Origin of the sequence: Brevibacterium antiquum CNRZ 918, assembly GCF_900169145.1 — a bacterium.
GTDB classification, from domain to species: Bacteria; Actinomycetota; Actinomycetes; order Actinomycetales; family Brevibacteriaceae; genus Brevibacterium; species Brevibacterium koreense.
In genome coordinates this window covers 38501-59829 of record NZ_FXZD01000006.1, presented here as the reverse complement: position 1 = coordinate 59829, position 21329 = coordinate 38501, and the positions used below count along the sequence as shown (strand labels likewise).

21 protein-coding genes are annotated in these 21329 nt (G+C 63.2%); 7 read left to right on the top strand and 14 right to left on the bottom strand.

Translation table 11 applies throughout. The features are described 5' to 3' along the window. Window positions 1-3: 3 nt before the first annotated feature. Window positions 4-486, bottom strand: coding sequence for a CarD family transcriptional regulator (locus tag BANT918_RS09785; RefSeq protein WP_009883639.1), 483 nt, complete (start codon window positions 484-486; stop codon window positions 4-6). Window positions 487-771: 285 nt separating this feature from the next. On the opposite strand from BANT918_RS09785, the gene BANT918_RS09780 reads away from it, so the two are divergent. Further along, complete coding sequence (locus BANT918_RS09780; RefSeq protein ID WP_101620070.1) at window positions 772-1356, top strand: hypothetical protein; 585 nt, start codon at window positions 772-774, stop codon at window positions 1354-1356. 120 nt (window positions 1357-1476) lie between these two features. On the opposite strand, the gene BANT918_RS09775 is transcribed toward BANT918_RS09780, so the two are convergent. Both BANT918_RS09775 and BANT918_RS09770 read right to left on the bottom strand, forming a co-directional pair. Continuing rightward, window positions 1477-2160 (bottom strand): response regulator transcription factor, encoded by a 684-nt coding sequence (locus tag BANT918_RS09775; RefSeq protein WP_101620069.1) that lies wholly within the window; start codon window positions 2158-2160, stop codon window positions 1477-1479. Continuing rightward, window positions 2157-3527, bottom strand: a complete 1371-nt coding sequence (locus BANT918_RS09770) for a sensor histidine kinase (protein ID WP_233430430.1) — start codon at window positions 3525-3527, stop codon at window positions 2157-2159. The genes BANT918_RS09775 and BANT918_RS09770 overlap by 4 nt, the downstream gene beginning before the upstream one ends. A gap of 214 nt (window positions 3528-3741) precedes the next feature. On the opposite strand from BANT918_RS09770, the gene phoU reads away from it, so the two are divergent. Next, a complete protein-coding gene (gene phoU, locus BANT918_RS09765; protein ID WP_101620067.1) occupies window positions 3742-4404 on the top strand; it encodes a phosphate signaling complex protein PhoU in 663 nt (220 codons plus the stop codon). A 40-nt stretch (window positions 4405-4444) separates the two neighbouring features. Here the strand turns inward: phoU and BANT918_RS09760 are convergent, their stop codons facing one another. Next, window positions 4445-5395, bottom strand: a complete 951-nt coding sequence (locus BANT918_RS09760; protein ID WP_101620066.1) for an EamA family transporter — start codon at window positions 5393-5395, stop codon at window positions 4445-4447. Window positions 5396-5467: 72 nt separating this feature from the next. On the opposite strand from BANT918_RS09760, the gene BANT918_RS09755 reads away from it, so the two are divergent. Further along, on the top strand, window positions 5468-6379 hold the full coding sequence (locus BANT918_RS09755; protein ID WP_101620065.1) for a LysR family transcriptional regulator: 912 nt from the start codon (window positions 5468-5470) through the stop codon (window positions 6377-6379). A gap of 25 nt (window positions 6380-6404) precedes the next feature. On the opposite strand, the gene BANT918_RS09750 is transcribed toward BANT918_RS09755, so the two are convergent. Continuing rightward, window positions 6405-7148, bottom strand: coding sequence for a phosphoglyceromutase (locus BANT918_RS09750; RefSeq protein ID WP_101620064.1), 744 nt, complete (start codon window positions 7146-7148; stop codon window positions 6405-6407). A 129-nt stretch (window positions 7149-7277) separates the two neighbouring features. Between BANT918_RS09750 and BANT918_RS09745 the strand changes: the two genes are divergently transcribed. Together BANT918_RS09745 and BANT918_RS09740 are read left to right on the top strand one after the other, a co-directional pair. After that, the gene (locus BANT918_RS09745; protein WP_101620063.1) at window positions 7278-8345 is read left to right on the top strand and encodes a bile acid:sodium symporter family protein; all 1068 of its coding nucleotides are present in this window, start codon (window positions 7278-7280) and stop codon (window positions 8343-8345) included. After that, window positions 8342-8923: a GNAT family N-acetyltransferase gene (locus BANT918_RS09740; RefSeq protein WP_101620062.1), complete on the top strand. Its 582-nt coding sequence runs from the start codon at window positions 8342-8344 to the stop codon at window positions 8921-8923. Before BANT918_RS09745 ends, BANT918_RS09740 begins: the two co-directional genes overlap by 4 nt. 67 nt (window positions 8924-8990) lie before the next feature. Here BANT918_RS09740 and BANT918_RS09735 read toward each other — a convergent pair whose 3' ends face one another. From BANT918_RS09735 to BANT918_RS09710, 6 genes are all read right to left on the bottom strand, one after another. Then, a complete protein-coding gene (locus BANT918_RS09735; protein ID WP_101620222.1) occupies window positions 8991-9515 on the bottom strand; it encodes a YbjN domain-containing protein in 525 nt (174 codons plus the stop codon). A 34-nt stretch (window positions 9516-9549) separates the two neighbouring features. Then, window positions 9550-10929, bottom strand: coding sequence for a glycosyltransferase (locus BANT918_RS09730; protein WP_101620061.1), 1380 nt, complete (start codon window positions 10927-10929; stop codon window positions 9550-9552). A 9-nt stretch (window positions 10930-10938) separates the two neighbouring features. Further along, window positions 10939-11754: an alpha/beta hydrolase gene (locus tag BANT918_RS09725; RefSeq protein WP_101620060.1), complete on the bottom strand. Its 816-nt coding sequence runs from the start codon at window positions 11752-11754 to the stop codon at window positions 10939-10941. Window positions 11755-11775: 21 nt separating this feature from the next. Next, window positions 11776-12105 (bottom strand): DUF2516 family protein, encoded by a 330-nt coding sequence (locus BANT918_RS09720; RefSeq protein WP_101620059.1) that lies wholly within the window; start codon window positions 12103-12105, stop codon window positions 11776-11778. A gap of 254 nt (window positions 12106-12359) precedes the next feature. Continuing rightward, window positions 12360-12809, bottom strand: coding sequence for an AzlD domain-containing protein (locus BANT918_RS09715; protein ID WP_101620058.1), 450 nt, complete (start codon window positions 12807-12809; stop codon window positions 12360-12362). Next, window positions 12806-13600, bottom strand: coding sequence for an AzlC family ABC transporter permease (locus BANT918_RS09710; RefSeq protein ID WP_101620057.1), 795 nt, complete (start codon window positions 13598-13600; stop codon window positions 12806-12808). The genes BANT918_RS09715 and BANT918_RS09710 overlap by 4 nt, the downstream gene beginning before the upstream one ends. Before the next feature lie 65 nt (window positions 13601-13665). On the opposite strand from BANT918_RS09710, the gene BANT918_RS09705 reads away from it, so the two are divergent. Beyond that, window positions 13666-14268 carry a helix-turn-helix domain-containing protein gene (locus tag BANT918_RS09705; protein ID WP_208618065.1) on the top strand — a complete coding sequence of 201 codons (603 nt, stop codon included), beginning with the start codon at window positions 13666-13668 and terminating at the stop codon, window positions 14266-14268. A 61-nt stretch (window positions 14269-14329) separates the two neighbouring features. Here the strand turns inward: BANT918_RS09705 and BANT918_RS09700 are convergent, their stop codons facing one another. Beyond that, entirely contained in the window at window positions 14330-15532 is a 1203-nt protein-coding gene (locus BANT918_RS09700) for an FUSC family protein (RefSeq protein WP_233429377.1), read from the bottom strand. Window positions 15533-15562: 30 nt separating this feature from the next. Here BANT918_RS09700 and pepN point away from each other — a divergent pair, with 30 nt between their 5' ends. Then, window positions 15563-18427 carry an aminopeptidase N gene (gene pepN, locus BANT918_RS09695; RefSeq protein ID WP_101620054.1) on the top strand — a complete coding sequence of 955 codons (2865 nt, stop codon included), beginning with the start codon at window positions 15563-15565 and terminating at the stop codon, window positions 18425-18427. 241 nt (window positions 18428-18668) lie between these two features. Here pepN and BANT918_RS09690 read toward each other — a convergent pair whose 3' ends face one another. Beyond that, window positions 18669-19757 carry a C40 family peptidase gene (locus BANT918_RS09690; RefSeq protein WP_101620053.1) on the bottom strand — a complete coding sequence of 363 codons (1089 nt, stop codon included), beginning with the start codon at window positions 19755-19757 and terminating at the stop codon, window positions 18669-18671. A gap of 370 nt (window positions 19758-20127) precedes the next feature. Further along, window positions 20128-21207: an LLM class flavin-dependent oxidoreductase gene (locus BANT918_RS09685; protein ID WP_101620052.1), complete on the bottom strand. Its 1080-nt coding sequence runs from the start codon at window positions 21205-21207 to the stop codon at window positions 20128-20130. Window positions 21208-21329: the final 122 nt, after the last annotated feature.

Below are 21329 nucleotides of genomic sequence, written 5' to 3'. Positions count from 1 at the left end.
TACTCAGGACGCGAGCACTTCGTCCAGAATGGCCTCTGCTTCGGATTCCTCTTTCTTCTCGGCCAATGCGAGTTCGGAAACAAGGATCTGACGGGCCTTGGACAACATGCGCTTCTCACCAGTCGACAAGCCGCGGTCCTGCTCGCGACGCCACAGGTCGCGAACGACTTCGGCAACCTTGATCACGTCACCGGACTGCAGCTTCTCAAGATTCGCCTTGTAGCGACGAGACCAGTTCGTGGGCTCTTCGACGAATTCCGCGCGGAGGACGTTGAATACCTTCTCAACACCCTCTTCACCGACGACATCTCGCACACCGACGAGGTCGCAGTTTTCCGCAGGAACTTCGATCACTAGATCACCATGGGCGACCTGGAGCTTGAGATACAGTTTCTCCTCACCTTTGATGGTTCGTTTTTTGATATCTTGGATTGTCGCTGCACCGTGATGTGGATAGACAACTGTGTCGCCGACCTCGAAACTCATATTCTCTTCAAACCCCTTTCGCGGACCTCCAGTTTACCATGAGGCGCGCCACAGAAATCGTTCAGGCTACGGATTCTTCGTGCTAGGGTCCGCCTCGCGGCTTACTGACCAGGGGGTCATCTTGGGCGATGCTGGGGTTCTCACAGCCGCAACGCGTGCCATCAGATCTGGGCGTTGCTGGAGTTCTCGCAGGAGGAACGCGTCCGGTCTCTTTTCGGGTTCTACGGCCGGTCAAAAACCGGGTAGTATACAGATTGATCTTGTATTGCCACTTCAAGGAGCACAATGAAACGGCACAACCGCGCGGCACTCGCAGTTGCCGCACTCGCTCTCGTCATCCCCGTCAGCGGATGTGCAAGCCTGCTGTCGCCTCACCAGACCGCCGAATACCACTACAACGCCGGTGACGGTGCATGGGGATCGGTCGGAGACGTCGAGGTTCGCGGTCTGATGCTGATTATGGACGAGTCCGGCGAGGGCCCTGCCCAGCTGTTCTTCACGCTCATCAACAAGGGCGATTCCTCGGCTTCGGTGTCCCTGGACGTCGGTGGGAAGATGACGACGGAGTCGGTCAAGCCCGGCGAGACCTTCGTTCAGGACCCGGAGAGCTCGGCGTCGACGTCGTCGAAGCCGGTCATCGTGGACAGCCTCAAGGCGAAGCCCGGTGACCTGGCCGATGTCACCGTCACGGTCGGCAGTGACGAGAAGACGATCCGGACTCAGGTTCTGTCGAACAGCCTGCCGTACTACGAACAGTATGTACCCACCGAAAAGCCATCGGAGTCCCCCAGCGAAGACGCCTCTCAGTCCAGCGAAGGCGCTTCGCAGTCCGGTGAGCAGAGCGAGTCAGCCACTGGCGTCAACGGCTGAGCACAGCCGCACGAGAGCTGAACACTTCAAGGAGCCGCCCACTCGATGTGGGCGGCTCCTTGAAGTATCCCCGGTTCTGCGAGAGCTCCGTCGTTGCGAAAGGTCAGACTCTGCGGGTGATCAGGCTTCGAACTTGTAGCCGAGTCCCCGCACAGTGGTGAGGAGACGCGGCTCCGAAGGATTCTGCTCGACCTTGGCACGCAGACGCTTGACGTGGACGTCGAGGGTCTTCGTGTCGCCCACGTAGTCCTCTCCCCAGACCCGATCGATGAGCTGGCCGCGTGTCATCACTCGACCAGAGTTGCGAATGAGAATCTCCAGCAGCTCGAACTCCTTCAACGGCATCGACAGCTCTTCACCGCGAACGCTGACGACGTGACGTTCGACATCGATGCGGACTCCCCCGGCTTCAAGCACCGACTCAACGTCGAAGACTTCGGATTCCACGTTGCGCCGCAGCACCGCGCGCACCCTGGCCAGCAGCTCACGCGAGGAATAGGGCTTGGTCACGTAGTCGTCTGCGCCGAGTTCGAGCCCCACCACCTTGTCGATCTCTGAGTCCTTGGCCGTGAGCATGATGATCGGCACACTGGACTTCGCGCGCAGCTCTCGGCACACCTCGGTGCCGGAGACTCCCGGCAGCATGAGGTCGAGCAGAACGAGGTCGGCACCGTTGCGGTCGAAGTCCGCAAGAGCCTTCAAACCGTCATCGGCAACGCTCACCTCGTATCCTTCTTTTCCGAGCAGGTACGACAGAGGGTCCGAGAACGAGTCCTCGTCCTCGACAAGCAGAATTCGAGTCACGTTGTGAGCTTCCTTTGTTTGCTTCCGGTTTTCAAAACCTGGGTTGTCTCATTCTCCACTGTGCTGACACCCTTGTCAGCGTCAGCGTCATGGTCGGTGGCTTCATCGACACCGGCTTCGGATACGCCATGCTCTGCGTCGCCGGCAGCTGCCTCAGCAGTTCCTGCGTCGTCGGCATCCGCCCGAGCCGAGTGATTCAGCAGGACCCCATCGGGCGCCGAGGAGGACGCTTCGTCGTCGGAGACGTTGCCTGCCAGCGGGAGCACAACAGTAAAAGTCGAGCCCTTGCCGAGGCGGCTCCAGACCTTCACCTGGCCGCCGTGTGTGGCAATGATGTGCTTGACGATGCTCAGTCCCAGCCCAGTTCCGCCAGTGATGCGCGAGCGCGCTGGGTCGACGCGGTAGAACCGTTCGAAGACACGCTCGGTGTCCTGCGCGGACAGGCCGATTCCCTGGTCGGTCACGGAGATCTCGACCCGTTCATCGACGAGCTCGACGCCGACGCCGACGCGTGTTCCGTCGGGTGAGTAGTTGATGGCGTTGTCGATGAGGTTGCGCACCGCATTGACGAGGAGTTCGTAGTTGCCCTCGATGAGCAGTCTGCTCGGGGGTGAGACCTCGATGTGGATGCTCTTGTCTTCAGCACGCGTACGGGCACGGTCAGCGGCATCATCGACCACCTCGGCGGCGGAGATCTTCTCCGTCGCAGACGGCGCCGTGTGGTCCTGGACACGGGACAGGTCGATGATCTCCTGCACCAGCTGGGTCAGCCGCTTCGACTCCCGCTGCATGCGACCGCCGAAGCGTTCGACGGCCTGCGGATCATCGGAGAAGTCGGTGACCGCCTCGGCGAGGAGGGACATCGCGCCGATGGGGGTCTTGAGTTCGTGGGAGACGTTGGCGACGAAATCACGCCGAATGGAGTCAACGCGCTTGGACTCGGTCTGGTCGTCACAGAGGACGAGAACGAAGGCCGTGCCCAAGGGCGCCACGCGAGCATGGAGGAACCGCAGGATCGAATCCGTCTGCTCGCGCTTCTGTTCGAGTTCGATCTCTTCGATGAGACCTCTGGAACGGACTCGTCCAACCATGCGCAGCATTTCGGGCGAGGCCAGCGAATGCCCTCTGACCAGTCCGAAGGTGTACGCGGCCGGAGACGCTTTGACGACGTCGTCGCCGGCGTCGAGAACGATCGCGGCCGAGGGCAGCACGGCCAGAACCTCGGCGATGCCCTCCGGCAGGTCGTCCTCAGAATGCAGATCGGCAGCATCACGGGAGCGTTCGCTGAAACGAAACGCCAGAATTCCCGCTATACCCAGTCCCAGACCGACGATGCCGGTCAGGACCGCTACGATCAAGAGGTCCACGTCATCAAGCTTATGCGCAGTCTGCTCCACAGGCGCACCGAATCAGGCCCAGAACGTCGCTTTGCCCAGGAATTCACCTGCACGCCAGACACCGTTCACCCACCGGTGACAGGCTGACACAGTGTGCCTGTCCTGACCGGACGGTTGTCCGCCCCGGGGCACTATGAGGCACGTCAGCCTGGCAAGAGATTCACGAGATTAAGGAACCGTTGGCATGCGCGAAGTCTTCAGAAATGAGCTGGACGACCTGGCCACACAGCTGGTCGAGATGTCCGTCAAGGTACACGAGGCGATGCGCCTGGCGAACCAGTCCCTGCGCGGCAATGACCTCGAACTGGCCGAAGAGGTCATCGAAGCCGACGCCGTGATCGACCACATGCAGTACGCCCTCGACCAGCAGGCCGCTGAGATGTTGGCCCTCCAGGCACCCGTCGCCGCAGATCTGCGCGCGGTCATCGGCTCCCTGCGGATGTCCGCCTCGCTCGAGCGCATGGGCGACCTGGCTCGCCACATCGCCCAGCAGGTGCGCATCCGCTACCCGGAGTCAGCGATCCCCGACCACTTCACCGACACGTTCACCCGCATGGGCGAATCAGGAGAGAAGATCGCCGAGGCGACTGAGAACCTGCTGTCGAACCCGGGACTGACCGCAGTGCCCACGATCAACGCGATCGACGAAGAACTCGACGAACTGCACCTGAGCATCTTCGCCAAGCTCGCCGAGGCCCCCGCCGGTTCACTGGCACCCCGCCACATCGCCGACGTCACCCTGCTCTCGCGCTACTACGAGCGCTTCGGCGACCACGCGGTGTCCGTGTCCCAGAAGGTCGAGTACCTGCTCACCGGCAACTGGGAGCCGTACCTGTCGAAGAAGTGACATGTCCGCCACCGAGGTGGCGGACATGTGAGAGACCGAATCAGCCCGAGGCCGAGGAATGTTCGACCTCGGGCTCTTCGCTGGCGATCACCTTTCGTGACCTCCGATTCCGGCCGGTGAGGCTGCGCGCAATGGTCTTCAGGACCCCGGTAGTGACCGCGACGCCCAGGAGCAGGAGCGCTCCGCCGATGAGCTCGGGAGCGGTGGGACGGTCGCCGAGGACGATCCAGGCCGAGAGCACACCGACCAACGGCACCAGGAGCGAGAATGGGGCCACCTGGGAGGCCGGGAACCGCGCGAGCAGCGAGTTCCAGATGACGTAGCCCACAAGTGAGGCGCAGCCGGCGGTGTAGACGACCGAAGCCACGACGCCCCAAGTGGGGTGCGCGAGGGCATGAGTCACCTCGGCGGGGCCGTCGACGAGCACCGAGAGCGCGAACAGCGGCACGGGCACGACGATGGCCGACCACACGGTCATCTGCACACCGTTCGTGCCCTTCTTGACCCCGCGGGCGATGACATTGCCGATCGCCCACGACAGGGACGCGGCGAGCGCGACGAGGAAGGCGATGATCGGAACCGATGCCTGGAGGCTCAAGCCGATGGCGCACAGTCCCGACAGGCCGATGAGGATGCCGACGATCTGGCGTCGACTCGGAAATTCTTTGAGCACAAGCGCCGCGACGAGCACCGTGAAGGCGGCTTGGATCTGAATGACGATCGAGGTCAGCCCCGCCGGCAGTCCCAGGAACATGGCTGTGTAGAGGAGCCCGAACTGGCCCGCAGACATGAAGACGCCGATGAGGAGGATGCGTCGGAAACTCCCGCGGGGATACTTGACGAAGAAGATCGCCGGAATCACGACGAGCGTGAAGCGGGCGGCGACGAGCAGCAACGGCGGCCAGTCGCGCAGGCCGAAGTCGATGAAGATGAAGTTGACGCCCCAGAGCACGACGACGAGCAGGGCGAGCAGGTAGTGAACGGGACGCATATCGTCAAGCTTCCCAGGTTCGCAATCAACATTCTATTGAACAAATATGCATGGTTTCGTTAAAATATTTTGATGATCGATGTACTCGCCCTGCGCACCCTCGTCGTCTTGGACTCCGTGGGCTCAGTCACTGCGACAGCGGAGGCCCTGGGCTACACCTCGGCGGCCATCAGCCACCAGCTGCAGAAGCTGTCCCGCTACATCGGTGCCCCGGTGACCGAGCGCACCGGCCGTGGGATCGCACTGACCCCGATGGGGCGCGAGCTCAGCCGTCGTGGAGCCGAGCTGCTGCAGGATCTCGAGAGCCTCGAGACCGACGCTCGGGCGAGGTCGGGAGAACCGCGTGGACGCATCACCGTGGGCGGGTTCTCGACCGGTCTCCGTGGAGTGCTGGTGCCGTCGCTGCCGCGGCTGAAGACCATCGCACCTGAACTGTCGATCACCAATATCGAAGACGAGCCCGACGAACTCATCGACATGGTCACGGCCGGTCGGATCGACGCCTCCCTGATCTTCGACTGGCGGGAATCTCTGCCCCTGCTGCCGTCGACGCTGAACTCCGAGCTCATCGCCATCGATCGAGCCGATATCGTCATGCACCGCGACCACCACTTGGCCTCCCGGGCCCAGGTGACTCGTCAGGACCTCCTCGGCGAGGTCTTCGTCTCAGCACCACGCAACGGCGTGTGCCACCGCTGGCTCACGGCCCTGTTCGACACGCTCAACGCCGAACCGCGGGTCGAGTACTGGGCCCTAGAATATGACACCCAGATCGAGTTCGCGCGGGCGGTCGGCGCCCTTGCCCTGGTGCCCAGACTGGGCCGACCGCACCTACCGGAGGATGTCGCCGTCGTCGAGCTCGACGATCCCAGCATTGCCCGCTGGATCTATCTCGTGTGGCGATCATCGATGACCTCATCCCCGGCGATCGCACTTCTCCTTGAACAGATGAAGTCGGTCGCCGAGGAGCGAGCGGGCGCTTGAGGCTCAGCGGCCCTGGCCTAAAGCCTCAGCGGCCCTGGTTGGCGACCTGACCGATCGCGGCTTCGGCGGCAGCTGCATCGAGGTATGTGCCGCCGGGCTTGACCGGGGTGAAGTCTTCAGTCAGCTCGTAATGCAGGGGAATGCCGGTGGGAATGTTGAGGCCGGTGATGTCGGCGTCGGAGATTCCGTCGAGGTGCTTGACGAGGGCACGCAGCGAATTGCCGTGGGCGACGACGAGCACGGTACGTCCGACGGTGAGCTCGGGGACGAGCCGGTCGTACCAGTAGGGCAGGAGGCGGTCGATGACATCGGCCAGGCATTCCGTACGCGGCAGGGAATCGCCGAGGTTGGCGTAGCGAGGATCTCCGGCCTGTGAGAATTCGGAGGCATCGCCGAGCGCCGGCGGCGGGGTGTCGAAGGAGCGGCGCCAGGTCATGAACTGCTCCTCGCCGAACTCCTCGCGGATCTCCTTCTTGTTCTTGCCCTGCAGCGCACCGTAGTGGCGTTCGTTGAGTCGCCAGCTGCGATGGACGTCGAGCCAGGAGAGGTCAGCGGCTTCGAGCGCCAGGTTCGAGGTGAGGATGGCCCGCTTGAGGCGAGAGGTGTACACGACGTCGGGAATGAGGTCGGCCTCGACGAGGAGCTCGCCTGCCCGCTGGCCCTCTGCCCGGCCTTTGTCCGTCAGGGTCACATCGACCCAACCGGTGAACAGATTCTTCTGGTTCCATTCGCTCTCGCCGTGGCGCAGCAGGATGAGGTTATGCGTCATGGCACCATTTTCGCACGACCGCGCCGACGCGCACAGGGCCGCCCACCCACTGACCGACGAACAACCGAGATCTTTCTCACCATTCGGCACGGCATCTTGCATCTCGATATGCCCGGCTAGCCTGAGCGCATGTCTGACGCCCCCACGCCTCCGCCGTCGAACCCACAGTCACCGACCCCGCACGCGGGACGATCCTCGACCCCGCAGATCCAACGGCCGAACTCCGACCGCAGTTCGATCATCGCTGTCACCGCACTGCCGGTTCTCGTCGTCATCGCCGGGATCCTCGGGTTCCTCAGCCCCGACACGTTCACTCCTCTCGCACCCACGATCACGTGGAGCTTGGGCGTCGTCATGTTCTTCATGGGTCTGACGCTGACGCTGCCGGATTTCGCTCGGATCGCGAAAAAGCCATGGATAGCCACCCTCGGGGTCGTCACGCAGTTCATCGCAATGCCCCTGCTCGGTCTCCTGGTCGTCACGGTCTACAACCTTCCTGCTGAGATCGCAGTCGGCGTCATCCTCGTGGGCTGCGCCCCGGGAGGCACTGCCTCGAACGTTGTCACCTACCTGGCCAAGGGCGATACCGCACTGTCGGTGTCGATCACGACGCTGTCGACCCTCCTGGCCCCGGTACTCACGCCCCTGCTGACCCTGTGGCTGGCCGGCTCATACATGGACGTGCCGTTCTGGTCGATGTTCGTCTCGATCTGTCAGACGGTGCTCGTGCCCGTCATCGTCGGTGTCCTGGTCCGGATCGTGGCCTCGAAGTTCGTCGACAAGATCTCACCGATTCTGCCCTGGTTCGCGTCCGTTGCCATTGCCTACATCGTTGCAATCGTCGTCGCCGGTTCTGCCGATTCCATCGCTTCGGCGGGACTCCTCGTCCTCCTGGCCGTCATCACTCACAACGTTCTGGGGCTTGGCATCGGCTATGGTGTTGCGACCGCCTGCCGTCTGGACACCCCGACCCGACGCGCACTGTCTTTCGAGGTCGGCCTGCAGAACTCCGGTCTCGCCTCCACCTTGGCCACGACGTACTTCTCTCCCTTGGCCGCCCTGCCCGGCGCCGTGTTCAGCGTCTGGCACAACGTTGCCGGCGCACTCCTGGCCTCGCTCTTCGCACGTCGGCCCTACGCAACGCCGCCGCGCGAGCAGGCCTCTGAGAACAGTCCCGCGCATGAGTCGGTGCTGTGACCGGATTCTCCGGGTTCGCCGATTCGACGATCACTCTCGCCGACAGAAGGTTCCTGATTCGGCGTGCGAACAGCTCCGATGTGCCTCGTTTGGTGTCCCTGCTTCGCGATGACGCCCTCGGTGCCGGTCGCGAGGGGGCCGGCACCGAGGAGGAGGCCGGCTACCAGCATGCCTTCAGTCTCATCGAGTCCGATCCCAATCAGCTTCTGGTCGCCATTGACGACGTCAGCAACGAATCTGTGAACAACGGATCTGTGAACCATCGTGCCGGTGGGCAGGCGCAGGCTTCTGACAACCGGTCGGCTGCCGTCGTCGGCACACTGCAGCTGACGCTGATCCCGAGCCTGTCACGACGGGGTTCGACGCGAATGCAGATCGAGGCGGTGAGGATCGGGCCGGATGCGCAGGGCCTCGGCCTGGGCACGGCGGTCTTCGACTGGGCTCATGACTGCGGGCGTCGGTTCGGGGCATCGCTGGCTCAGCTGACGACCGATAAATCGCGCATGGATGCGCAGCGGTTCTATGCACGGCTCGGCTACGAGGCCAGTCATGAAGGGCTCAAGCTCGCTCTGGACTGAGGTTCAACCTCGGCTGGTCATGCTGGTCATGCTGGTCATGCTGGTCATGCTGGTCATGCTGCGATCCTCATCCTTCCAACTTCCCCAGAAATTCGTTGTCCGGTCCACTCAGGACGTCTTCGAAGGCTGCGAGGTTCCGCGTCGACTCCCCCCGACTGATGCGCCAGGCCCATTCCTTCTTCATACCGGTGAGGAAGCCGATGAGCAGAAGTTCGTTGAACGAGGAGTCGGCGATCGCCAGAATCGCTCCGAGCAGCGAGTCGAGTTCATCGAGAAGTCGGTCCCGGGGAACGCTGGCCCCCAGATACACATCGCCGAGGGTGTCGATTCCGAACGACACCGGGCCCGGCTTCATGTTCTTGATCAGCAGCCAGCGATTGAACTCCTCAGCGTTCTCATCCGGATGGCGAATGACGAACGCCTGCAGCGCCACCGTTCGCGCAGAGATGGTGATCGACACGGTCGTCTTCAGCTTCTTCTCTCCCGGCAGGACTACGGCGATCTGCGAGTCCTCAAGGGCGTCGACCTCGACCTCGTTCTCGTGCGCCCACTGCCTCACTCCGGCCAGGATCGCCTCGGTTTCGGTCGCCATCATGTGTCCTTCCGTCAGCCAATCATTGAAATCTTCAGCAGTTGCGGCCAACCAGTCGTGGCTTCGGATCCAGTTCTTCCATGGCCCTCATCTCTTCCGTGCCCGTCATCGTCGTGGTCAGGGTCAGATCCGGCACGTCGAGGGCGCCGAGCACCGTCGCCGCCGTGGCCGACCAGTCGAATCGAGCTGAGCGGTCGGCGGCATGACTCGCGAACTCGCGTCGCAGTTCGTCGTCGAGGAGCATCCGTTCGAGCGCCATGGCCCAATGCCGCGGGTTGTGATCGGCGATGAGCACGCCCGAATACCCGTGTTCGACGATGTCGGGCAGGCCTCCCACCGCCGAGGCGATGGCGGGCAAGCCTGAGGCCGAAGCCTCGGCCGCGACGAGTCCGAATGATTCGCTGCGTGAGGGGACAAGAAGGATGTCCGCCGCACGGTAGTAGGTGATGAGCTCGTGCGCGGGGACGGGACGTCGCACCTCGACGCTGGGTTCGGCGGCGATCGCCGAGTTCAGTTCACGCAGGTACGGTGAGGATCCGGTCGGAGTCTCCTGGCCTGAGACTGCGCCCAGGAGGATTCCACGCGTCCGCGACGCCAGATGCGGGTTGTTCTCCCGCAGGCCCGAGATCGCGTCGACGACGATATCGGTGCCTTTGATGAACTGCATCCGCCCCACATAGAGGACGATGAATTCGTCTGGGTCGAGCCTCAAGTCAGCTCTGGCCTCGGCCCGATCGCCTGGGGAGAACAGTTCGTGGTCGACGCCGGGCCTGGCCACCACGACGGTATCCGCATCGGCGCCGAGTTCGTGGATGAGGTCGCGACGCTCTGCCGGGGTGTTGGCCACAAGGAGGTCCACCGCCGAGGCGATTCTCTCCTCTGCCTCCAGACGCTGCGGCCGTTCGTGGCTGGTTTCAGAGTCGCGGTTCTTGACCGCGCCGATCGTGTGCATGCTTACGACGATCCTCGGACGCTCACCTGATCTGGTCGCGTCGTCGGCGACCGGTGCCAGTGACTCCTCGGAGCGAAGCTCCTGAGCGCGAAGTGCCGCCTCGGCGGAGATCCAATAGTGCGCCCAGATCAGATCGGCTGAGGTGAAGCTGGGTTGGGCCAGGAGGAGCAGTGCGAGTTCGTCGATGGCATCGGCAAGCTCGTCCTTGCTTGCCGTATCGATCGGCAGCTGGTGGAGTCGGACGTTCTCAGCAATCTGCAGGGTGTCAGCGCGCCCGCCCAGCCCGTTGCTGTTTCTCAGCCCGTCGATGCCGCTCGGGTCGGCAGTGAAGACGTCGACCGAGTGCCCGGCGGCCGCCAGAGCGCGCACCGATTGGTCGACGTAGACGTTCATACCACCGGCATCGCCCTGGCCCGGCTGAGCTGCGGGCGAGGTGTGGAGGGAGAGAACGGAGATGCGCACGGTGACAGTTTAGCCAAAGAACTCGCCGAGGATACGGCGAACTTCGTGGCGACCGCGCCACAGAATCGAGCCCGCCGGCAAGACCTCCAAGCGAGCTTCGGGAATCGCGGCCGCAATCGCCTCGGCGACCTCGACCGGGTGTGCAGGGTCATCCTCGTGGGTGAGCACGAGCACTTCCCCTGGGAACCGGGCCAGAGCGCCCACCGGGTCCTTACCCGCGCTCTCATCGACGGCGACCTCGAGAGCCAAGCCGAGCCCGTCAGACATGTCCGTGTTGACGAGGTTCTCGGCCTTTGTCTTGGTCCAGGCCCTGGCCGGCAGGAGGTCGGCCACCTCGGCAGGTTCGCGCGAAAGCATCAGGTCCGTGATGGACTCGATATCGCCGGCAGCTGCCAGGCCACGCAGTTTCTCGAGATGAGTACGGTTGGCTTCGGCCACCTCGGCGGAGAATCCGGTGAAGGAGGCCGGGAGCACGAGGGCGACCTTCTCGAGGTTCCGGGCCGCCGGATGAGTGGTGCTGAGCAGGCGGAGAAGCCCGCCGGCGGACATCGAGACGCCGAGGGCCTGTGTTGCCGAGGTGGACGTCAGGGCGTGTGCCAGCGCCTCGGCGATCTGGCCATAGTTCCACTCCGGGCCCGGTGAGGGCCGGCCGCCGTGGCCGGGAAGGTGAAGGAAGTGCTTGGTGCCGGTGATACCGGTGCCGAAGGGACGGGTATCGCGGATTGCGCCGGCGAACCCGTGGCCGAAGAGCGTGTGGGGCTCACCTGTGCCGAAGGTGGCGATGTAGTCGGTTTCGGCACTCGGGAGACTGAGGTCTTTCGTCATCTGTGCGTGCTCGTCGCAGGCTCAGCGCCTGTGGTTCCGGTTGCGGCTGCGATTGCGCGGGTCGATGGCTTTGATCTTCGGGCGGACGTCGGTGAGGTAGACGATGCCAGCGACGAGTGCGATCAGGTTGAGGAAGATGATGCGCATGCCCATCGGCGGAAGCGCGATGAGGGCGAGCGCGAGACCGACGCCGAGGAGGATGACCCAGAACTTCTTGCTCTGCTTGTCAACGGCACGGTAGTTCTGGTCCTTGTAGCGGAGGCAGTCGATGAACGCCCACAGTTGGAGACCGAAGGCGGCGACGGACAGGGCAAGAAAGACGATGCGCTGAAAGCCAGCAATGATTTCCATGCCATCCAGCCTAGCAATCACAGCTCTTGCGGGCACGGGGCCGGCTCGGATCCTGGGCGAATCCCCACCGTCGAGTCACCCTCCGCACATGAACCGCCTCAACATTGAGACCCCACAGCGTTGAGACGACACGGGATTGGGGCCGCAGGGGATTGGGACCGCACAGTATTGAGACCCCACGGTATTGGGACCCCACGGGATTGGGACCCCACGGCGCCCCGGCGGCGTTCACACGTTCTGACGTTCACTGGCCTTCACAGGATCCCGGTCATTCGGATGCCTGCGCCGACGCCCATGCCCAGCAGCACGCAGATGAGCATCGGCACTCGCAGGATCGAGGCGAGAACTCCCACCCCGACACCGATGAGCCGTGCTGGATCCGCGATGTCTCGACCATCGAAGATCGCCGTCGTCGCGAAGACCGCACCGATGAGAACGACCGTCGCCCGGTCCATCCACTTCGTCACCGTCGCTGTGGAGTCACCTTCAGGCTCTTCCGACTGCCCCGACTCCCCCGACTGCCCCGCGAGCGTCGCGGGGCTGACCGATCCTGTGGTTCCGCCCGCCCCCGCCGAGGTGGTCGCGAGCTGTCGCCGCCTGCCCTTCGTGGCGATCGCCGCACCAAGTTTCACACCGAACAAGCGCATGGCGTAGGTTCCGATGCTCAGCGCGGCGAGTGCAATGAGAAAGCTGAGCCGGTTCATCGGCTCCCCTCCTGTCGGTCAAGATCGATGACGTCACCTTTATCGGCCTGGGCAGGTCCGGCGCTGGCGGCGCTCTGGGCAGTGCCGCCTCGGCGCTTCCTGACGACTGCCCGGACCGACCAGCCGGCTGCCACGAACACGAACACCGACAGGGAGGTCACAGTCCCGAGGCCGAGCGGCAGGATCGGGGTCAGGAGGACCGCGATGAATATGCCCACAACCGTCAGCGAACGCGTGGGCCTGCTCTTCAGGTCGCCCCGGATGAGGCAGAAGAGAATGATCGGGAAGGCCGCATCGAGGCCGAGGAGATCGGCGTCGATGACGCTGCCCAGCCACTGCCCGACCATGGCACCACTGGGCCACATCAGGGCGATGGCCGCACCCATGAGGAGGAACGCGTGCCACCGTGCGCGATCATTGCCGACCGTGCGGGAAATGGCGATCGATTCGTCGTTGATCCAATGGGCCGCGATGAGCGCCCGCCAATCCTGTGGGAAGAACGGCCCGACGGCCACGCCGAAGGCGAAGTTCCGCGAATTGACGAGCAGACCCGCCAACACCGCAAGGATCGGTGCTCCGCCCGCCGCGATCACGCCGACGAAGGTGAATTCCGCGGCACCGCCGAGGGCGAACATCGCCAGCAGCAGCGTCTGCCACCAGGGGAATCCGGACACCGCCGAGATCGCCCCGTAGGACAGGGCCACCGCGATGATCGTGACCGTGACGATGGCAACATCACGATAGGTCGATCCCGGCAGGACTCGATCGATCGTACGAAACACAGAACTCATGTTCTATATAGTGCACAGTCGCGTCTTGTTCGTCAAGCAGAACGATTTGTCGCTATAGTGAACTCATGAGTTCTCAACCACGCGATGAGGCCCACGTCGAGCCTGGTGACCCATTGTCGGCCTCACCTCCGCGCGAGCAGATCGCAGTCGCCATCAAGCGGGAGCGGGCGCGGGCGAACCTCTCCCTCTCCGAAGTTGCTCGTCGGGCGGGGATCGGGAAGTCGACCATGTCCGGGCTGGAGGCAGGGACCGGAAATCCCAGCGTCGAGACGATGTGGGCGCTGGCGGCCGCGCTCGACATCCCTCTGGCCAGACTGCTCGATCCCCCACAGCATGAGGTCGCACTCCTACATGCCAAGGATCTGCCCAGCCTGCCGTCGAACACCTCGAACTATGCTGCGACTCTGCTCTCAGCATCTCCGGCGAATGCCCGGCGTGACGTCTATTTCATTCGGGCCGATCCGGGTCAGCCGCGAGACTCACAGCCGCACCCCGTCGGCACCGTCGAGCACGTGATCCTGGGACAGGGTGCGGCACGCATCGAGGTGCTCGGGCAGTCCTACGAACTCCACGTCGGCGACTACCTCACCTACCCGGGCGACCAGCCGCACACGTTCACGGCACTCAAGCCGGAGACGACGGTTGTGTTCATCGTCGAGAGCCGCTGAGCTTTCTGGCAGCTTTGCTCACCTTGGCGGTTCGAGGGTCACTCCGCGGGCGGTTCGAGGGTCACTCTGCGGGCGGTTCGTCCGCATCTCGCATGTCTTCGCTGAGCGAGGGAAGTCGGCTCTGGGCAGCCTCGTTGGTCAGCCCGCAGGCTTCGAGGAGGTCCACTGCGACCGGGCGCAACAGCAGCACAAGAGACTCGTCGTGGATATCCCAGCTGGCCTCCGCACGGGGATCCAGGCTGGAGGCGGCCTCAGCCAGCGCCGCTTCTGCCAGGGCCCGATCGGTTCCTCTGCGCAGCGCAACCTCGAGCTTCTTCGACCCTTCGGACAGTGAACCGACGTAGCTGGCGATGATCGGCTTCTCCACACCGAATTCGGTGATGCCTACGACTCTGCGGGCGATGACTCGCATGGTCCGCATGGCACGATCGGAATGGGTGTGAGCACGAGACAGCCTGGTCACCTCGGCGGCATGGCGCCTGCCTCTGGCATTGATCTTCGCCGCTTCCCTCGAGATCTTGAGCGAGGAGCCCCAGGAGTCGATGATGTCCTGGGTCTCACGAGCACGAGTCAGCGCCCGTTTGGCGAGTGCGACATCGGAGTCCGCCAGAGCCCGAGACATCATCTGCAGGACTGCACTGATCTCGTCGAGCATGCTCGCAGCCAGACCACGTGGGACTTTGCGGGCGTCGCGCGGAAGGATGAGCGCAAGAAGGATCGCGCACACGGACCCGGTGAGGGCATCGAGGGTGCGGGGAAACGGCAGGGTGGCGGCTGTGGCAGGGACCACGACGACGTAGACGGACTGGACGGCGATCTGAGTGATGAAGATGCCGCCGGAGTTCAGCATCGTGCCGATGAAGAGGCCGATGGCAAGGGTCGCTGTGAGCTGCCAGATCCCTGTGCCGTAGACGTTGACGAGGAGCTCGCCCACGAGCACGCCGAAGGTTGCGCCGAAGCCGATCTCAGTCGCTCGCCGCAGACGACGATCTGCGACCGGACCGATGCCGACGGCAGAGGCGACGGCCGCGAGGAACGGATACGGATGGCCGAGGACGTAGACGCTGAAGGCATAGGCCGCGGTGGCCGCGATCGGGATCTGGACCAGCTGCCCTGCGTTGGCCTGCACGCGTTTGAGGCCCATCCGAGATCGATGCACTACAGTGTTGAAGGCGCGCTGGGGCAGCTCGCTGACCTCGGACTTCGCCATCAGTCCCCCTTCATGCTCGCCTTCGCTGTACCCAGCGTACCGGAATTGTGACATGCTAAAGTCTGTGCGCCGAGGAGGCTATGAATGACAACCAACCTGACCCGAGACGAAGCACAGAGCCGTACCCAAGTGCTCGATGTCTCGACCTACACCGTCGATATCGACGTCAGCAATGCGGAGACTGGGGCTCCGACATATCTGTCACGTACCGTCGTCGAGTTCTATGCTCGAGCCGACTGCCGCACATTCATCGACCTGATCGCGGATTCGGTCACATTCGCACAGATCAATGGTGAGACGCTCGACCCCGCCGAAGTGTTTGACGGGGCGCGCGTGGAATTCCCCGTCCGCACGGGGAAGAACTCCCTGACGATCGAGGCACAGGCCTACTACTCCACCTCGGGAGAAGGACTGCACCGCTTCACCGATCCTGCCGACGGCAAGGTCTACCTCTACACTCAGTACGAACCGACCGACGCCCGCCGTGTGTTCGCGAACTTCGACCAGCCGGACCTCAAGGCGGAGTTCATCTTCAACGTGACGGCCCCCGAGCACTTCCAGGTTCTGTCGAACCGACCTGAGACGAGTCAGGGACCCAGCCAGGAGACGAGCCAAGAGACGGTCGACACGGACTCCGCCGCGGTCACTCATCATTTCGCTCCGACGCTGCGGCAGTCGAGCTACATCACGTGCATCACCGCCGGACCCTACGAGGGCGCGACCGACGAATGGACGGATCCCTCGACGGGCGAGGTCGTCGCCCTGGGCGCATGGACGCGCGCCAGCCTCGTTGATCACCTCGACGCCTCCGACATCTTCTCGATCACGAAGGCCGGGCTGGACTTCTTCAGCGCCGAGTTCGACTACCCCTACCCCTGGGGCAAATACGATCAGATCTTCGTTCCGGAGTACAACCTCGGCGCGATGGAGAATCCTGGGCTGGTGACGTTCACCGACGGATTGATCTTCCGGGACAAGGTCACCGACGCGAACTATGAGTCGCGTGCCAACGTGATCCTGCACGAAATGGCTCACATGTGGTTCGGCGATCTGGTGACCATGAAGTGGTGGGACGACCTGTGGCTCAAGGAGTCGTTCGCCGACTATATGGGCGGGCTGGCGCTGGCTGAGGCAACCCGCTTCACCGACGGCTGGGTGACCTTCGCACTGCGTCGCAAGGCGTGGGCGTACACGCAGGATCTGTATCCGACTACGCACCCGATCGTCGCCGACATCCCCGATGTCGAGGCAGCGAAGCTCAATTTCGACGGCATCACCTATGCCAAGGGTGCGTCCGTGCTCAAGCAGCTCGTCGCCTTCGTCGGCCGGGAGGCATTCTTCGCCGGCTCACGTCTGTACTTCAAACGGTTCGACTACCGCAATACCGAGCTCGCCGACTTCCTCGAATGCCTCGCCGAGGCGGCTCCTGACCGGGACATCGCCACCTGGGCCAGTGCCTGGTTGGGCACCTCGGGAGTCTCCGAACTGTCACTGGAGCTGACGACAGCCAGCGGCTCTGGTACCGGCAGTGCCAAGGCGAGCACCAGCGCAAACGGCAGCCGCAATGTCAGCGGGGCCTCATCGTCTGCACGACGCTCTGGGCGAGAGAGCATCACCGGCGCGAGGATCACTCAGGCCGATTCGGCTCGTGGTGCCGAGCTGCTGCGCCCGCACACGCTTGAGATCGCCACACTGGGACGATCGGGGCGCAAGCTGGTCCCCATCGATACCTTCGCCTTCGATTTCTCCACGGAATCCGCTGAGGTGGAGCAGCTCGTTGGGCGCACCCTCGGCGATATCACGCTGGTGAACTACGCCGATCACGACTATGCGCGCGTGCGGTTGGATCCGGCATCGACGGAGGCCGCGATCAAGTCGGTGTCCCGGATCGCCGATCCGCTTTCAAGGGCTTTGGTGTGGTCGGCGTTGGACAGTGCCGTTCGCGATGGCCTCCTTCCCGTGCAGCGGTATCTGACGGCTTATGCCCGAAGCCTGGGCAAGGAGAGCCATGCCGGCATCATGGCCGGGCTGAGCCAGACGGCGTTGACCTGCCTGGATCAGTGGGTCTCGAAGAGGAACTTCGAAACCGCGATCTCCGGCCTGCTGGGCGCTGCTCTCGACGCATTGGCTACAGCCAGATCCGGTTCGGACGCTCAGCTGCATCTGGCGAACCTGGTTCTTGCTCTCACATCGCGTACAGCACGGTGCTTTGAGGCAAGCGCCGCGATCACGATGGGCCGCAGCTTCGCCTCGCAGATCCTCGCCGTTCCCGTCGGAGAGGAGATCGAACGTCTGACCCCGACCGCACCGGCTGAGCAGAGAACCACCCCAGCGGGTGGGAGCCACACTGAAGCTGGAGTGGCTTCTGGGTCAGCTGGGTCTGGATCTGATGCTCCGGACCACGCGGCGTCACTGCCGTTCAAGGGCCTGCTCAATGATCATGCTCTGCGGTGGAACGCGCTGACCGCGCTCGTGTGCCTGGGATGGGCCGATCAGACCGACATCGCTCGAGAGAACCAGTCCGACCTCAGCTCATCGGGTCGCCTCCACGCAGAGACGGCGAGTGCGGCCATGCCGCTGCCGATCGTGAAGATCCGCGCGTGGGAGGTCATCAACGAAGCGGCTGCGCTGAGCAACGATGTGCTCTCGGCCATCATCGCCGGTTTTGTGGCCCCCACGTCGATGCCGCTCATCGAAAACTATGTCGATGAGTACTTCTCGCGGCTTGCCAGCTTCTGGTCTGACAACTCGATCGAGATCGCCAGGCGCCTGGTGCTCGGGCTCTACCCGCGTTGGTCGGTTGACGAAGAGGCCACGGTCGAGAAGACCGATGCCTGGCTGGCCGCGCACAGCGATGCCCCGGCGGCACTGCGTCGGCTGCTCATCGAACGGCGCGACGATCTGGCTCGGGCGATCTATCTCAAATCGACCCAGAACTCACGCCACTGACTGTCGCTTGAGTTGAGCTGACCGTCACTTAAGTTGACCTGACTGTCGCTTGAGTTGACCTGATCGGTCGACTGTTGCCGCTGATCTGATATCAGAACTGCTGACTCTGCTGCAGCTGTCGGGCAGGAGCATGGCAATACGGAGCGAAGGCCGACACCCCGCTTCATGTGGGGCATCGGCCTTCGCTCCGTGTTGTGACGGCGGCGCCGGGCGGGGAACAACCGACCGCTCAACCTCTCACTCAGATGATTCGGCGGGCTCCGGAGAACTCATTGCCGGTGTCCCACGACTTCCAGTCGCTGACGTAGACGTCTTTGGACGCGTTGGGCGAATGGATCATCTTGCCGCCGCCGATGTACATGCCCACGTGATGGACGGTTCCCGAGCTGGTCGAGAAGAACAGCAGATCGCCAGCCTTGAGGTCACCTTCGGAGACCTTTTTGCCGGTTGTGGCCTGCTCTCCCGAGTCGCGGGGAATGTCGATGCCATGTGCCCGGTAGATGCTGTAGGTGAAGCCCGAGCAGTCGAAGCCGTAGGACGAGACACCGGCCCACAGGTAACGCAGCCCGTCGAACTGCTTCGCAGTCTTGACGAGGTCAGCGCCACTGGGCTTCGCTGGCTTGCTTTCGGTGTCGTAGACAGCGACGTCGTCGAAGTCGATCCACGCAGCGCCGCCGCCGGGCAGCGCCACGCGCACATCGTCGACGTCTTGGGCGATGAGCGGAAGATCCACGTTGAAGCTGACGTCCGCACCGGTGTCCTTGGTGAATTCGATGCCTTCGAGTTCACTCTTCTTCTTCGTGACTACCGCGCGGGGCTGGTCGTCCTTGAGCTGGCCGAATCGGTCGTTCTCGACCAGCTGCTTCTTCGGCACCCAGCCGGGGTAGCCCTTCTTGTTCTTGGAGGTCGACTGGTCCTTGACCGCGACCTTGGCCCAATCGCCCTTGGTTTTGAGGACAGCGACTTCGGCACCATATGAGGCTTGGGTTTCGACCTTGCCGGTCAGACCGCGTCGCACATCGGTCTTCTTCAGGTTCTTGTTCCACTTGTCGAGGTCGACCGGATGGCCGAGAGCAGGCTTGTCGACCTTCCGGGGTGCTGTCGAATCGGTCCACACAGTAGCGACAGTGACATCGACGTAGGCCGTTTCGCCCTTTTCGATCTTGCCGTCAGTGATCCGCTCAAGCTCCTGGCCCGGGACCACTGCAGCTTCCAAACCGGTTGCATATTCTTCATCGGTCGACGTCAGGTTGCTCGACAGCGCAGGGGCTCCTGCGCCGAATACCAGTCCGAGCCCAAGTGCCGCCGAAACAGCAATTTTGGTACGCATTATTTCTCTTTCGGTCTGCGGGTGTCACGCCCGCGTGGGGGAAGTCTCCGAAGGTCATTCGGTATGCGTGATCCGCTGCCCATGGCATCGACCGGTATCGAAATCTGTGGTCGACATCGATCGAACCCATGCGCATCGAAGCGCCGCACAGCGCCAATATTACCGCCCGCTTGGAAGCAGGCAACAACGTCGACACTGTGGCAGGATATCGCGATGCGACGTTGAAAAGAAGTGCCCTTGTCCTAATCGATACAGAGATGAGACTTCGGGCGTTTTCTGCAGCTGAAGGCGGCGCACCCTGTGCGGGGCGCCTTCAGTCCAACATGACCTGTTCAGGCCAGGTCGTTGTTGCCAACCCAGGTCATTGCTATCAGTTGAGGAACTCCGCTGCCAGCAGCTCGAGAGACTGTATCCTCGCAGCGTCCTGATGCAGCCCCTCCCCCTCCATCGCTCCTGCGACGGGCTGGATCATGATCTCGTCGACCTCGAACCGGCTGGCGAGTTCTTCGAGTTGGGCCTTGGCAGATGCGGCGTCACCGATGATCCAGTTCTCAGACATCTCTTCGCCGACCATGCGCTCCTGATCTGTCCTGACCGATCGCACGTCGTCGCCGGCCAATCGCAGTGGTTCCATCCGCCCGCCGGTCCGCAGACGAGACATCTGGAGCAGGAACGGCTCCGAACGCAGCTGCGCTTCTTCCTTGGTCGGTGAGACCACAGCATTGACCGTGACGAAGGTCTGCGGCTTGTCGCCGTAGGCACCCGGGGTGAAGTTGTCGCGATAGATCTTCATTCCTGTCGTGGCACCCCCTGCGAAGTGGTTGGCGAAGACGTAGGGCATGCCGAGTTGGGCAGCCAGCCGCGCAGAGTAACCGGATGAGCCCAGCAGCCACGGCAATGGCTGTGTTCCCGGCACGGCCGCCGGGGTCGCGTGCAGAACGTGTTCACGGCCACCATGGAGCGGAACACGCAGTCCTTCGGGCTTCATCAGGCTCAATGTGTCGATGACATGTTGCGGGAATTGCTCGACAGGGTCGACGGTTCGTCCCTCACGGTCAACCAGTCGCCCCTCGCCGAGGTGGCCTCTCATGGCCGCCGAGGTGATCGGATCCGTGCCGGGTGCTCGTCCGATCCCCAAGTCGATACGGTCACCGTAGACCGCAGAGAGGAGGGAGAAGAGTTCCGCAACTGCCAGAGGCGCATGGTTGGGCAACATCACACCGCCGGATCCGAGGCGAATGCGTTCGGTTCCCTGGCCGAGGTACATGAGTTCAGCGCCCGGCATCGTTGAGGCGATCGATGGCATGTTGTGGTGTTCGGCAACCCAGTAGCGGGTGTAACCCAGCTTGTCCGCGGACTGAATCAGTTCGTGGGAGGCTGCAAAAGAATCTGAGGTGCTCTGTCCGACACGGACCGGCACAAGGTCAAGAATAGAAAGCTCCATAACCATGGCAACAGCTGCCCCAAGAGCTTCATTCCTGATCGCCTGCGAGACCTGTAGCTGCACCACTTGACCTTGCTCACGTCCTGGTGGCCATGTGTGCTCACCCTGGCTCGCAGCTTCGCTCTCGC